This is a genomic window from Rossellomorea aquimaris, from assembly GCF_001877785.1.
In the GTDB taxonomy this organism is placed as follows: domain Bacteria; phylum Bacillota; class Bacilli; order Bacillales; family Bacillaceae_B; genus Rossellomorea; species Rossellomorea aquimaris_A.
The window spans coordinates 26,353-39,521 of sequence record NZ_MINN01000055.1; the positions used below are offsets into that span (position 1 = coordinate 26,353).

The 13,169-nt window shown below is 47.5% G+C and carries 11 protein-coding genes; 9 read left to right on the plus strand and 2 right to left on the minus strand.

The features are described from left to right. The first annotated feature begins 333 nt into the window (after positions 1–333). The 9 genes from ychF to dnaB all read left to right on the plus strand — a co-directional run bounded on the left by ychF (position 334) and on the right by dnaB (position 10,855). Entirely contained in the window at positions 334–1,434 is a 1,101-nt protein-coding gene (ychF, locus tag BHE18_RS02180) for a redox-regulated ATPase YchF (RefSeq protein WP_071617066.1), read from the plus strand. A 615-nt stretch (positions 1,435–2,049) separates the two neighbouring features. Beyond that, positions 2,050–2,337 (plus strand): 30S ribosomal protein S6, encoded by a 288-nt coding sequence (gene rpsF / locus BHE18_RS02185; protein ID WP_071617067.1) that lies wholly within the window; start codon positions 2,050–2,052, stop codon positions 2,335–2,337. 76 nt (positions 2,338–2,413) lie between these two features. After that, the gene (gene ssb / locus BHE18_RS02190; RefSeq protein WP_071617068.1) at positions 2,414–2,932 is read left to right on the plus strand and encodes a single-stranded DNA-binding protein; all 519 of its coding nucleotides are present in this window, start codon (positions 2,414–2,416) and stop codon (positions 2,930–2,932) included. A gap of 42 nt (positions 2,933–2,974) precedes the next feature. Continuing rightward, positions 2,975–3,211: a 30S ribosomal protein S18 gene (gene rpsR / locus BHE18_RS02195; RefSeq protein WP_032087120.1), complete on the plus strand. Its 237-nt coding sequence runs from the start codon at positions 2,975–2,977 to the stop codon at positions 3,209–3,211. 454 nt (positions 3,212–3,665) lie between these two features. Beyond that, entirely contained in the window at positions 3,666–5,723 is a 2,058-nt protein-coding gene (locus BHE18_RS02200) for a methyl-accepting chemotaxis protein (RefSeq protein WP_083573580.1), read from the plus strand. A gap of 211 nt (positions 5,724–5,934) precedes the next feature. After that, positions 5,935–6,858, plus strand: a complete 924-nt coding sequence (locus BHE18_RS02205) for a YybS family protein (protein WP_141771799.1) — start codon at positions 5,935–5,937, stop codon at positions 6,856–6,858. A 32-nt stretch (positions 6,859–6,890) separates the two neighbouring features. Beyond that, positions 6,891–8,864, plus strand: coding sequence for a DHH family phosphoesterase (locus BHE18_RS02210; protein ID WP_058299799.1), 1,974 nt, complete (start codon positions 6,891–6,893; stop codon positions 8,862–8,864). Beyond that, positions 8,861–9,307 carry a 50S ribosomal protein L9 gene (rplI, locus tag BHE18_RS02215; protein ID WP_032087117.1) on the plus strand — a complete coding sequence of 149 codons (447 nt, stop codon included), beginning with the start codon at positions 8,861–8,863 and terminating at the stop codon, positions 9,305–9,307. Before BHE18_RS02210 ends, rplI begins: the two co-directional genes overlap by 4 nt. Before the next feature lie 183 nt (positions 9,308–9,490). Continuing rightward, complete coding sequence (gene dnaB / locus BHE18_RS02220; protein WP_032087116.1) at positions 9,491–10,855, plus strand: replicative DNA helicase; 1,365 nt, start codon at positions 9,491–9,493, stop codon at positions 10,853–10,855. Between the two features lie 54 nt (positions 10,856–10,909). On the opposite strand, the gene BHE18_RS02225 is transcribed toward dnaB, so the two are convergent. Further along, on the minus strand, positions 10,910–11,173 hold the full coding sequence (locus BHE18_RS02225) for a hypothetical protein (RefSeq protein WP_071617070.1): 264 nt from the start codon (positions 11,171–11,173) through the stop codon (positions 10,910–10,912). Positions 11,174–11,255: 82 nt separating this feature from the next. Further along, positions 11,256–12,980, minus strand: a complete 1,725-nt coding sequence (locus BHE18_RS02230; RefSeq protein WP_071617071.1) for an ABC transporter ATP-binding protein — start codon at positions 12,978–12,980, stop codon at positions 11,256–11,258. Between the last annotated feature and the right edge of the window lie 189 nt (positions 12,981–13,169).

Consider the following 13,169-nt stretch of genomic DNA (forward strand, 5'->3'; position numbering starts at 1 on the left):
AATTTGAAAAAGTAAAGTCAAAGATGTTGATTGATTTTTTTAGGATTCCAGCAGTTGCCCTGAGTTGGAAGGCGAACACTCCTGCGGCTGTGACCTGTCCGGCTGCGGGACTTAGAGGCACATGTCATACGCCAACTTGTCCAAGAAGGCAAAGAACGTGTTCACGGCCGATTCGTCTTATGCCACACGCCTCTTTGCAAAGCCCCTCCGCTTTTCTGCCTACTTGTCTTTTCCTCCTATTATCTCTATAATTGTGAAGGGTTCGACCATTTGGAAGAGTTAACATCAATCACGATTTTTTCATAGATAAGAACAATAAGAGGAGTGACCGAAATGGCTTTAACAGCTGGTATTGTTGGGCTGCCGAATGTAGGTAAATCAACACTTTTTAACGCAATCACAAAAGCAGGCGCAGAATCTGCTAACTATCCTTTCTGTACAATCGATCCAAACGTAGGAATCGTAGAGGTGCCCGATCACCGTCTAGATAAATTGACTGAGCTTGTTCAGCCGAAAAAGACCGTTCCTACTGCATTTGAATTCACCGATATCGCGGGAATCGTAAAAGGAGCAAGTAAAGGGGAAGGACTTGGAAACAAATTCTTATCCCATATCCGCCAGGTTGACGCAATCTGTCAGGTTGTCCGCTGTTTTGCCGATGACAATATCACACACGTTTCCGGAAAAGTGGATCCGATCGCCGATATCGAAGTCATCAATCTTGAATTGATCCTTGCCGACCTTGAAACTGTTGATAAGCGACTTGCGCGTGTTCAAAAGATGGCCAAGCAAAAAGACAAAGAAGCAGTATTCGAGTATGACATCCTTGTGAAATTGAAGGAAGTACTGGAAGCGGAACAGCCGGCACGTACTGTTGAATTCTCCGAAGAACAGATGAAGCTTGTGAAGCAGCTTCACCTTCTGACTTCAAAGCCGGTATTGTATGTAGCGAACGTCAGCGAAGATGAAATCGCAGATCCATCAGATAATGAATACGTTCAAAAGGTCCGTGAGTTTGCGAAAGAAGACAACGCAGAAGTCATTGTTGTCTGTGCAAAAATCGAATCTGAGATCGCTGAACTTGATGATGAAGAGAAAGCGATGTTCCTTCAGGAGCTTGGAATCGAAGAATCCGGTCTTGATCAGCTGATCCGTGCAACTTACTCCCTTCTTGGCCTTGCTACTTATTTCACGGCAGGTGTGCAGGAAGTCCGCGCATGGACATTCCGCGAAGGCATGAAAGCCCCTCAATGTGCCGGAGTCATCCACTCTGACTTTGAAAGAGGCTTCATCCGCGCCGAAACCGTCTCCTATGCTGACTTGGTGGAAGCAGGAACTATGGGGGCGGCCAAGGAAGCCGGTAAAGTCCGCCTCGAAGGTAAAGAATATCTAGTAAAAGACGGAGACGTTATTCACTTCCGTTTTAATGTGTAAAAGTTTGTTGAATGGCCGGGGGCGACCCCGGTCTTTTTTGTGCCTGATTCAACGTTTTGAATCGGAGTTTTGATTTTTTTGGTAAAAAGACATTTAGTTTCATTTGATTTTGATCGTCTGCTTATAAAAACATGCGTATAAAAAGCATGGTGGCTGTGTTTTTGATCCAATTAAGCAGTCAAGCTGCTTTGTAACCTGTTTTATTATCGAAAACGGAAGATTTATTGTTGAAATTCAAACATTTATTTTCAAATTTTAAGGATTTATTATCGAATCCTCTTTTTCTATTATCAACATGGCTTCGAAACGACCACTCATGGCGTTTTATAATTGAGAATGACCTTTTACTATCAAAGTACATGGAGATTTATCGAAATTCCGATTCCGCAGTGTGAATCCAACCTCTGCATCACCAACGAATGCTTTTGCCGGCGGAAAGCGAAATCTCCCACAAAAATTCAAGACCGGATATTATTAAAATCTATCAGATATCCTGCGACATATTGCAATACTAGAGAAGCTGTGATATAATTCTATTTCGTGAGTAATGAACGCATTGCTCCTTGTCCTTTCGTAATGAAAGGACCGCATAGTCCACGAGGAGGTGACATTCAGATGAGAAAGTACGAAGTTATGTACATTGTCCGCCCAAACATTGACGATGAGTCAAAGAAAGCAGTCGTTGAGCGTTTCGATAACGTTCTAACAACTAACGGTGCGGAGATCATCGAGTCAAAAGATTGGGGTAAACGTCGTTTAGCGTATGAAATCAACGATTTCCGTGATGGTTTCTACCAACTAGTGAAGATGAACGCTAACACTGAAGCTGTAAACGAGTTCGATCGTTTGGCTAAGATCAGTGACGACATTATCCGTCATATCGTTGTTAAAGAAGAAGCATAATCCGAACGTTTTTTAAGATATACTTCTGTGAATGTTTCATTTGAAACAGGATTCTAGAAGGAAGGGGTTGATTCTGATGATGAACCGAGTTGTATTAGTAGGGCGTTTAACCAAAGACCCTGAATTAAAATATACTCCGAATGGAGTGGCTGTTGCATCGTTCACACTAGCCGTGAATCGTAGTTTTACGAATCAATCAGGAGAACGTGAAGCAGATTTTATTAATTGTGTTGTATGGCGCCGCCCTGCAGAGAATGTAGCAAACTTTCTTAAAAAAGGCAGCTTAGCCGGCGTTGACGGTCGCATTCAAACACGTAACTTCGAAGGACAGGACGGACGTCGTGTGTTTATGACGGAAGTTGTAGCAGAAAGCGTACAGTTCCTTGAGCCTCGCAGTGCGAACCAAGGCGATCGTGGAGGAAGTCCGGGCTATTCGGGTGGAGGTCAGCGTGACCAGGGAAATCCTTATAGTCAGAATCAGAATCAACAGCGCAACAACAGTAACAACAATAATAACTACACACGTGTAGATGAGGATCCATTTGCAAATGACGGTCAGCCGATCGACATTTCTGATGATGATCTGCCATTCTAAACGAACGATACGAATAATCTAAAATGATAGGAGGCGAATCACATGGCAGGAGGACGTAGAGGTGGACGTAGACGCCGTAAGGTATGCTACTTCACAGCAAACGGAATTACACATATCGATTTCAAAGATGTGGATCTTCTTAAGAAATTCATCTCTGAGCGTGGAAAAATTCTTCCACGTCGTGTAACTGGAACAAACGCTAAGTACCAACGTAAGTTGACTCGTGCGATCAAGCGCGCTCGTACAATGGCATTGCTTCCATACGTTAGCGGTGAATAATTGAACGGATAAAAGCAGTGGGGACGATTGTTCCTGCTGCTTTTTTGTGTTTTTATTATAAAAAAGCAGTGTGATTTGTCAAAAACATTTTTTTAGAGATAAAAATAGGTGTTATAACGCAGAAAAGGGCAGCTGTTTAGAGTGCTCCGAATGATATATTATCAAAACCAGCCATTATATTATCAAAAATCAAAATATATTATCAAAACCGGCACTTATATTATCAAAAATCCAATTATATTATCAAAAAAGATTCCCCCCAATCGAGCACCAATCCGTTCTGCACCCTCAACCCAACTTCAACACCAAGCAGCCCGCGAACCCTATCTCGATCCCATCCACTCCCTAACCTCCAGAAAAAAAACCAATCTCCCAAAATCCCTCCCTATTAAACCCTGACGAATCCTGTCGATAAACAACAGGAGAGACTTATAGGGAATCAGGGGGAAGACGAGTGGAAAAAAAGAAAAAGAGACAACAAAATAAAGACTCACTGAAGCTGTCGTCCATAAGGGCGAAACTCATCATGGTCTTCTCTGTCTTGTTCATTACATCGCTGGTCGCGATCATAGCGATTACGAGCTGGCAGACGCGGATGAAGACGGAGGATCAGGTGATCGGGCAGACGCAGGGAGTCGTGAAGGAGCTGAATAGCTCGGTGCAGCTGTTCCTTGAACAGTATGAGAAGAGCCTGAACCAGTATTCGGTTTCGAATGTATTGAAGAACTACTCGAAGGCGCAGATTGATCCCGAGGTGGATGCTGCCCAGGATACGGAACTGTATGCAGATATCCAGTCGGATTTTAACAATTATCTGAGCTTATATCAGGAGGCGACTTCGGTTTATATCGCATCCCCGACCAAGCAGCTTAAGATCGTACCTGCTGTCGATCTGCCGGATGATTTCGACCCGACGAGCCGTGACTGGTATATGGATGCTGTGGAAGCGAAATCCGGCGTTGTGTGGAGTGAGCCTTATATCGATACGGCAACGGAAGAGTATATCATCACGGCATCGAAGGCGGTTGTGTCGGATAACCAAATCATCGGTGTCATTGGTGTCGATGTGAATCTGACGAAACTGACGGATCGTGTGTCCGATATGGAACTTGGCTATGAAGGTTACCCGTTCCTATTTGGACTCGACGGAACAGCGATTGTCCATCCTACATTGCGCGGGGAAAATCTATCTGACCGCCCATTCATTAAAGAGATGCTCGAGTCTGAAAACAAGCAGGGTACGATTCACTATGAATTGGACGGCGAGAAGAAGGTGCTCGTCTACAATACGGTTCCGAAGACGAATTGGAAGGTCGGATCCGCTTATGAGAAGGATGCTCTTTTAGAGTCATCGAAGGAATTTGAACGCCTATTGCTCATCACCGGGCTGGCGGCACTTGTTGTCATGCTGATCATGGTCGTATTTGTCTCAGACAAGATGACCAAGCCGATCAAAGCGTTGCAGAAGACGGTGACGGAGGTTGCCACCGGGGATCTGTCCATTCAGTCGTCGATCCATTCTAAAGATGAAACAGGTCTTCTTGCGGCTGATCTGAATAAGATGATTTCGAGTATGAGAGATACGATCAAAGTCGTCCAGGCGTCGGTCATGAACGTCCGCCAGTCGGCTGAAAGCTTGAGTGCGGTATCGGAAGAAACCAATGCGTCAAGCGAGGAAATGGCAACGGTCGTGAGTGAAATCGCACACGGTGCATCCCAGTCTGCGGCCGATTCCGAGAGCGCACATCAGAAGTCCGAGCTTCTCGGGACGCGCATCAATGAAGTGTATGACAACTCTAAAATCATGGCTGAAATGGCCGGTAAAGCGGACGAAATGAACAGGATCGGGATGGATCAGGTGGAAGAACTGATCGGAGCCTATCATTCTTCCAAAGAATATATCTCTTCTATGGAAAAAGTCATCATAAGCCTTGAATCCAAAGTGAAGACGATTGAATCCGTCATGGAGACGATCACCGATATATCCGCACAGACAAATCTTCTTGCCCTGAATGCGAGTATTGAAGCGGCAAGGGCAGGCGAGCACGGGAAAGGATTTGCGGTCGTTGCCGATGAAGTGAGGAAGCTTGCCGATCAGTCGGTTCAGGCCACCGAGCAGGTAAAAGGCACAATCAGCGAAATACAGCAGGGGTCGAATCAGGCGGTCGATGAGATGGCGAAGACAAAGGAAACCTTCGAGGTCCAGTTCGGGGTCATCCAGAAAACAAACGATGTCTTCGATCAAACGTCCGCTCTGATGAAAACGATGCAGACCGAGATTGAACAGATGTACAAGCAGGTCGGCCAGATCAACCTGGATAAAGATGAAGTCGTCAATGTCATCCAGCTGATGGCGTCCACGGCAGAGCAGACAGCGGCTTCCTGTGAAGAGATGAATGCTTCCTCAGAGGAACAACTGAGGGCCATCCACTCTGTTACAGAAGCAGCGGAACACCTGACAGATCTCAGTCAGGAACTGCAGGATTCCATTCAGAAGTTTAAAATTCAATAATACAGGCAGGTGCCTCAGCATCATCCAACTTATTGCCTCAGGAATACTCTTGTGCTAAGGGAGTATATACTAAGGAAAAAGAAGGATGTCATGCGGAGGCATCTTTTTTACGACTTAACAAATGCCCGTCAGATGAAATTCATCGGTAAAATTGATATGATTATTCTGTTATGGATGTTTCGTTTGAAAATAATGTTGGGAGAGTTAGCTGTTGAAAAATACTCGTGTTATAACGCAAGGGGCATTAATGCTCGCCATCTTCACCGTTTTATTACTTATGGTGCTGTACGTGCCTTTCCTCGGAACGGTGGCATTTTTCGTTTTGCCGCTGCCGCTGATCTTTTTCAGTGCAAGCCATTCGATCGCGAATTCCCTTTATGTCCTCTTGGGGGCGATGCTGCTCAGCTTTTTAGTCGGGGGACCGGTCGCGCTTCCGCTTGGACTGGCATTCGGATCATTGGCTCTTGTGATGGGCTGGGGGATCAGGAACAAATGGGATAAACTAAGAATATTCTTGTCATCCACGTTCATATTATTGATCAATATCGTCATCGGTTTTGTTTTATCGATTGCTTTTTTCAATATAAATATTGTGGAAGACAGTTTGAAAGAGTCTAAAACTACATATTATTCATTGCTCGAACAGATGGGGCAGGACCAGGATCAGAGGATCATCGAGAGCCTGAACAGTTCCATCCAGTTGATCCAGACACTGATGCCCGCTCTATTCCTGGGAATGGCAGCGATCGGTGCCCTCCTGATCATCGTGATTAACTTCCCGATATTGAAAAGGCTGGGTATCCCGGTACCGGTCTTCAAGCCGTTCAGGGAATGGATGCTGCCTAAAAGCATCCTGTGGTACTATCTGCTCGTCCTGGTCGTAACGATGATCGCCCAGCCCGAAGAAGGTACCTATTTGTATACGGCAATCTTGAATGTGCTTTATGTCCTGCAGACACTGATGGCTGTGCAGGGCCTGTCATTCCTTTATTTCTTCGCCCATTACAAGGGCTGGTCGAAGGGGATTTTGGTAGGAATTACAATCATTTCGTTCCCACTCCTTTATATCGTGAGAATTTTAGGTATAATTGACTTAGGATTCAATCTGAGAGAACGACTGCAGCGTAAGTCATAAAATATATAATTTAAGTTCCAGGAGCTGAAATCATGCCATCTTATTTTAATAAGCGAATGATCCGTTACCCATTGTACGGTCTAGCTATATTAGCAGCTCTCTTGTTAGTAGCGGTCGCTTTTTACAAATGGATTATTTCGTTAATCGGGTTGATCGTCTTTGGATGCGCGTTTTTCCTCGCCTTTTATTTTGAAAAAAGGTCCCATGAGGAGACGGAAGAATATATCTCCACCCTATCCTACCGGGTGAAGCGTGTCGGTGAAGAGGCATTGATGGAAATGCCGATCGGGATCATGCTGATCAACGATGAGTACTACATCGAATGGACCAATCCATTCCTTGCATCGTGCTTTAATGAGGATACCGTCGTGGGCCGCTCGCTCTATGACGTGGCCGAGAATCTTGTGCCGCTCATCAAGCAGGAAGTGGACTCGGAGATCATTACGCTGAATGAACGGAAATATCATGTCATATTGAAGCTGAAAGAAAAGCTTCTTTACTTCTTTGATGTCACCGAGCAAAAGGAAATCGAGAAGCAATTCCATGAAGAACGGACTAATATTGCAATCATCTTCCTTGATAACTATGATGAACTGACACAGGGGATGGATGACCAGACCCGCAGCAGCCTGAACAGCCTGGTGACCTCCATCTTAAATAAATGGGCAAAAGAGTACGGCGTTTTCTTAAAGCGTGTTTCTTCCGAGCGTTTTGTTGCGGTCATCAATGAAAAAATCCTTCAGGTTCTGGAAAAAGAAAAGTTCGGGATTCTCGACGATGTCCGCGAAACGACATCGAAACAAAATGTCCCGCTTACTTTGAGCATCGGGGTCGGCACCGGGGTGCCTTCCCTTCCTGAACTGGGGACGCTTGCCCAGTCAAGCCTCGATCTTGCGCTTGGCCGCGGAGGCGATCAGGTCGCCATCAAGCAGACGAACGGAAAGGTCAAATTCTACGGGGGCAAGACGAACCCGATGGAAAAACGCACAAGGGTGCGTGCCCGCGTCATCTCGCATGCACTGCGTGAAACGATGATCGAAAGCGATAAAGTCATCATCATGGGGCACAGGCATCCTGATATGGATGCGATCGGAGCAGCGATCGGGATTCGCAAGGTCGCCCAGATGAACCAGCGCGAAGGGTATGTCGTCCTGAACTTCAATGAAATCGACAATGGAGTCAAACGGATGATGAGGGAAATCAAGAATAATTCCGATCTGTACTCACGCTTCATCACACCGGAAGAAGCGCTTGAAATGGCGACGGATGATACATTGCTCGTCGTCGTCGACACGCATAAGCCGTCGCTTGTCATCGAAGAAAAATTGTTGAATAAAATCGATAAGGTCGTCGTCATCGACCATCACAGACGCGGCGAGGATTTCATCAAGAATCCTCTGCTCGTCTACATGGAACCTTATGCTTCCTCGACTGCGGAGCTTGTGACAGAGCTCCTTGAATACCAGCCGAAGCACGAGAAGATCTCAATGCTTGAAGCCACGTCCCTTCTTGCCGGCATCATCGTCGACACGAAAAGCTTCACGCTCCGAACGGGATCAAGGACTTTCGACGCGGCTTCCTACTTAAGGGCACAGGGTGCGGACACCGTCCTCGTCCAGAAGTTTTTAAAAGAGGACGTCGAGACCTATATCAAACGGGCACGCCTGATCGAGTCGGTCGAGTTCCATCATAAAGGCGTGGCGATTGCGAAGGCATCCGAGGATGTCATCTATGATTCCGTCCTTATCGCCCAGGCGGCAGATACACTCCTCACAATGGATGAGGTCGTTGCTTCCTTTGTCATTTCAAAAAGGGATCCAGAAACGGTCGGGATCAGCGCACGTTCCCTCGGGGATGTGAACGTCCAGATCATCATGGAAAACCTGAACGGCGGCGGACATCTGACGAATGCTGCCACTCAATTAAAAGAAATATCTGTTGGGGAAGCGGAACAACAGTTAAAAGAAGCACTAGATGAATATTTCGAAGGGAGAAAAGAGACATGAAAGTAATTTTTCTAAAAGATGTTAAAGGGAAAGGGAAAAAAGGAGAAGTGAAAAATGTGGCGGACGGTTACGCCCACAACTTCCTTCTTAAAAAAGGACTTGCGGTAGAGGCGACAAACGCCAATGTCGGCCAGCTTGAAGGCCAGAAGAAAAAAGAAGAGAAGCTTGCCCAGGAAGAACTGGAAGAAGCAAAGAAACTAAAAGGGACGCTTGAGGAGCTTACAGTCGAAATGAAAGCGAAGTCCGGTGAAGGCGGCCGCCTGTTCGGTTCAATCACAAGCAAGCAAATCGCCGATGTCCTGAAAAAAGCACACGGTATCAAAGTGGACAAGCGCAAGATCGAAATGAACGATGCGATCCGTTCACTGGGCTTCACTAATGTACCTGTGAAGCTGCATACAGACGTGACGGCTACACTGAAAGTGCACGTAACCGAAGAATAATTTCCCGAACATACGAAATTTGGTAAATTCATTTAGCGAAAAACATGATAAAATGAATATAGTTTGATAAAAATGTGATCGGATTTTCTCCCGGTCACATTTTTTCGGTAGGAATAAAGTAATGAACGTTTTTATTATAAAAAGCTCTTCCACCTGTTTTTTCGAAATGGAGGTAATGTATAAATGAATGAGATGCTGCAAGAACGGATCCCCCCTCAGAACATTGAAGCGGAACAGGCTGTGCTCGGTGCCATCTTCCTGGAACCGAGTGCATTGACGACGGCTTCTGAAGGACTGATCCCAGAAGATTTCTATCGTCACTCTCATCAGAAAATATTCAATGTCATGCTGAAGCTCGGGGATGGCGGTAAAGCGGTCGACCTCATCACCGTGACAGAAGAACTGGCAGCCGCCAAAGAACTTGAGGATGTCGGCGGCGTCGCTTATTTGAGTGAGCTTGCAGGGTCGGTACCGACTGCTGCCAATATCGAGTACTACGCGAAAATCGTAGAAGAAAAGTCCTTGCTGAGAAGACTCATCCGCACGGCGACCGACATTGCATCCGACGGCTATGCCCGCGAGGATGAAGTCGATGCCCTCCTCGGGGAAGCGGAAAAAAGCATCATGGAAGTCGCCCAGCGCAAGAATGCCGGTGCCTTCCACAACATCAAGGACGTGCTTGTCCGGACGTATGATAATATCGAAACACTCACAAATCGTAAAGGGGACGTCACCGGGATCCCGACCGGCTTCGCGGACCTCGATCATATGACAGCCGGGTTCCAGCGAAACGACCTGATCATCGTCGGCGCCCGTCCATCGATGGGTAAAACCGCCTTCGCCCTGAACATCGCGCAGAACGTCGCGGTAAAGGCGAAGGAAAACGTTGCAATCTTCTCGCTGGAGATGGGAGCGGAGCAGCTCGTCATGCGTATGCTCTGCGCCGAAGGCAACATCAATGCCCAGAACCTCCGTACCGGTGACCTGACCGATGAGGACTGGAGAAAGCTGACGATGGCAATGGGAAGCCTCTCGAATGCCGGTATCTATATCGACGATACGCCGGGGATCAAAGTCGGGGAGATCCGTTCCAAATGCCGCCGTCTGGCACAGGAACACGGACTCGGCATGATCCTGATCGACTACCTGCAGCTGATCCAGGGGAATGGCCGCGGAGGCGAGAACCGTCAGCAGGAGGTTTCCGAAATTTCCCGTTCATTGAAAGGGCTCGCCCGTGAGCTTGAGGTGCCGGTCATCGCCCTGTCACAGCTTTCCCGTGGAGTCGAGCAGCGTCAGGACAAGCGTCCGATGATGTCCGATATCCGTGAATCAGGGAGTATCGAGCAGGATGCCGATATCGTAGCCTTCCTCTACCGTGAAGATTACTACGATCATGATGCCGAAAATAAAAACATCATCGAAATCATCATCGCCAAGCAGCGTAACGGCCCGGTCGGGAACGTCTCGCTCGCGTTCGTGAAAGAATACAACAAATTCGTCAATCTGGAACGGCGGTTTGATGATTCCGGGGTTCCGCCGGGGGCTTAGACCGGCCTCCGCTGTTTTATTAATAGAGTTAGAAGCAAAAAACCAAGCATGGAGTCATATGCTTGGTTTTTTTAGCTTGTTAAATTCTTTTTTTGAAAAAATCTTTTGAGTCATTTTAAGGTTTTGGGCTAGGTTCATTGTTAGTGACTGTGTTGAAGGCTTCAACCGTTTTTTTGGGGGGGAAGGGGGCGGGGGTATTTTAGCTGATATATTATCAAAACCGGTTTTAACCACGGCCGATACCCCTGAGATCAAGCCCACGGGCCATTTGTCAAAACGCACATCCAATAAAAACCCCATATCATTAACGACAATCAATATCTAGCCGCCATGGGCCCAAGCATACCCGCCAATCAAAAAAAACAGGTGCAGCATAACCCCGCACCTAGGCCCAAAAACACTACAATATCGTCGCATGCTGATGAGCATGCAGCTTCATGAAAATCCCATCCTCAATCGAAAGAAGCTCTTCATGCGTCCCGTCCTCGGCAATGCCGTTTTCAGTGACAACGAGGATGCGGTCGGCTTTACGGATCGTGGCCAGACGGTGGGCGATGACCAGAGTGGTGCGGTCTTTCGCCAATTCGTTCAGCGCCTCCTGGATGATCGCTTCTGTCTCGGTATCAAGTGCCGAAGTCGCTTCATCGAGAATGAGGATCTGAGGGTTCTTCAGGAACATCCTTGCAATCGACAGCCGCTGCTTCTGACCGCCGGATAATTTCAAGCCTCGCTCACCGATCTGGGTATCGTACCCGTCAGGAAGGGATGCAATCAGATCGGTCAAATGGGCGCGCCTTGATGCTTCTTCGATCTCTTCCTGCGTCGCATCCAGTTTGCCGTACGCGATGTTCTCACGCAGTGTCCCTGTAAACAGGAATACATCCTGCTGGACGATCCCGATTTGGGAGCGGAGCGATTTTTTCGTCATATCCCTGACATCGATCCCGTCAATGGTGATGGCCCCTGACTCGATATCGTAGAAACGCGGGATAAGCGAGCAGATCGTCGTTTTCCCCGCACCTGAAGGACCGACGAAAGCGACGGTCTGCCCCGGTTCGATCCCGAATGACAGGTCGTTCAGGATCGGCCGGTCCGGCTCGTAGCCAAAACGGACGCGGTCGAACTCGATACGTCCTCTTAACGTTGACACTTCCACCGCGTGCGGCCGGTCTTCGATATCCGGCTCCATATCCATCAGATCCGTGAACCGCTTGAAGCCGGCCATCCCTTTCGGATACAGCTCAAGCAGGGCTGAAATTTTATCGATCGGCTTGAAAAGAACGTTGATGTAAAGGATGAAGGCGACCAGCTCGCCGTAGGTAAGGGCACCTGAGAAACTCAGCCATGCCCCGTATACAAGGATTACAAGCGTCATCAAACGCGTGGTGATATAGATCCCAGAAAGGTTCACACTCATGACGTTGTACGCTTTAAGCTTCGATTTACGGAAGAACTGGTTGTTTTCATTGAAACGGTCCATCTCGAATTGTTCGTTGGTGAAGGACTGCACGACACGGGACCCGGACACGCTGTCCTCCACCCTGCTGTTCACGTCGGCGATGTTGCCGTACATTTTTGTCCATGCCCTATTCATTTTGATATTCGAAACCGAAATCAGCCAGACAAGGAACGGGACGATGATGATCGCGACAAGTGCGAGCTTCGCATTGATCGTCAGCATGATCCAGAAGGCCCCGATGAACGTCATGACGGCGATGAATAAATCCTCCGGCCCATGGTGGGCAAGCTCGCCGATATCCATCAGGTCGTTGGTCACCCGGCTCATGATGTGCCCGGTCTTTGTGTTGTCAAAGAAGCGGAACGACTGCCGCTGCACATGGTGGAAAAGCTCACGCCTCATATCGGTCTCGATGTTGATTCCAAGCTTATGCCCCCAATAGTTCACGACGAACTGCATGCTCGAACTGAGCAGGTACAGGACCAGGAGACCCGCGCTCACGGCGATGATCGTGCTCCAGTTCCCATCAGGAAGGAGGGTGTCGATGAACCAGGACACCGCAATCGGGAACCCGAGTTCAAGCAGTCCGACCAGCACGGCACAAAAGAAATCTATGTAAAACAGCCGCCTGTGGGGACGGTAATAACTGAAAAAACGCTTAATCATCTCACTCACCTCAATATCCAATTGTATGTAAAATTCAAAATGCTTATTTAAACATACCAAAAATAAAAATTTCGGGCTAATACTTTTTTATCATTTTATCTGCAGTGCTTTAAAGCGGTGCGGGACGGGCTTTCAGGGTGGGTCGGCATGACCTTGTGCCGGTGATTCCGCAACGTTGATTTTACGAAC

What these genes read in the sequence shown, in the direction of transcription:
- rpsR (WP_032087120.1), top strand. Translation starts at nt 2,975, where the DNA reads ATGGCAGGAGGACGTAGAGGTGGACGTAGACGCCGTAAGGTATGCTAC.
- ychF (WP_071617066.1), top strand. Translation starts at nt 334, where the DNA reads ATGGCTTTAACAGCTGGTATTGTTGGGCTGCCGAATGTAGGTAAATCA.
- ssb (WP_071617068.1), top strand. Translation starts at nt 2,414, where the DNA reads ATGATGAACCGAGTTGTATTAGTAGGGCGTTTAACCAAAGACCCTGAA.
- rpsF (WP_071617067.1), top strand. Translation starts at nt 2,050, where the DNA reads ATGAGAAAGTACGAAGTTATGTACATTGTCCGCCCAAACATTGACGAT.
- dnaB (WP_032087116.1), top strand. Translation starts at nt 9,491, where the DNA reads ATGAATGAGATGCTGCAAGAACGGATCCCCCCTCAGAACATTGAAGCG.
- BHE18_RS02210 (WP_058299799.1), top strand. Translation starts at nt 6,891, where the DNA reads ATGCCATCTTATTTTAATAAGCGAATGATCCGTTACCCATTGTACGGT.
- rplI (WP_032087117.1), top strand. Translation starts at nt 8,861, where the DNA reads ATGAAAGTAATTTTTCTAAAAGATGTTAAAGGGAAAGGGAAAAAAGGA.
- BHE18_RS02230 (WP_071617071.1), bottom strand. Translation starts at nt 12,980, where the DNA reads ATGATTAAGCGTTTTTTCAGTTATTACCGTCCCCACAGGCGGCTGTTT.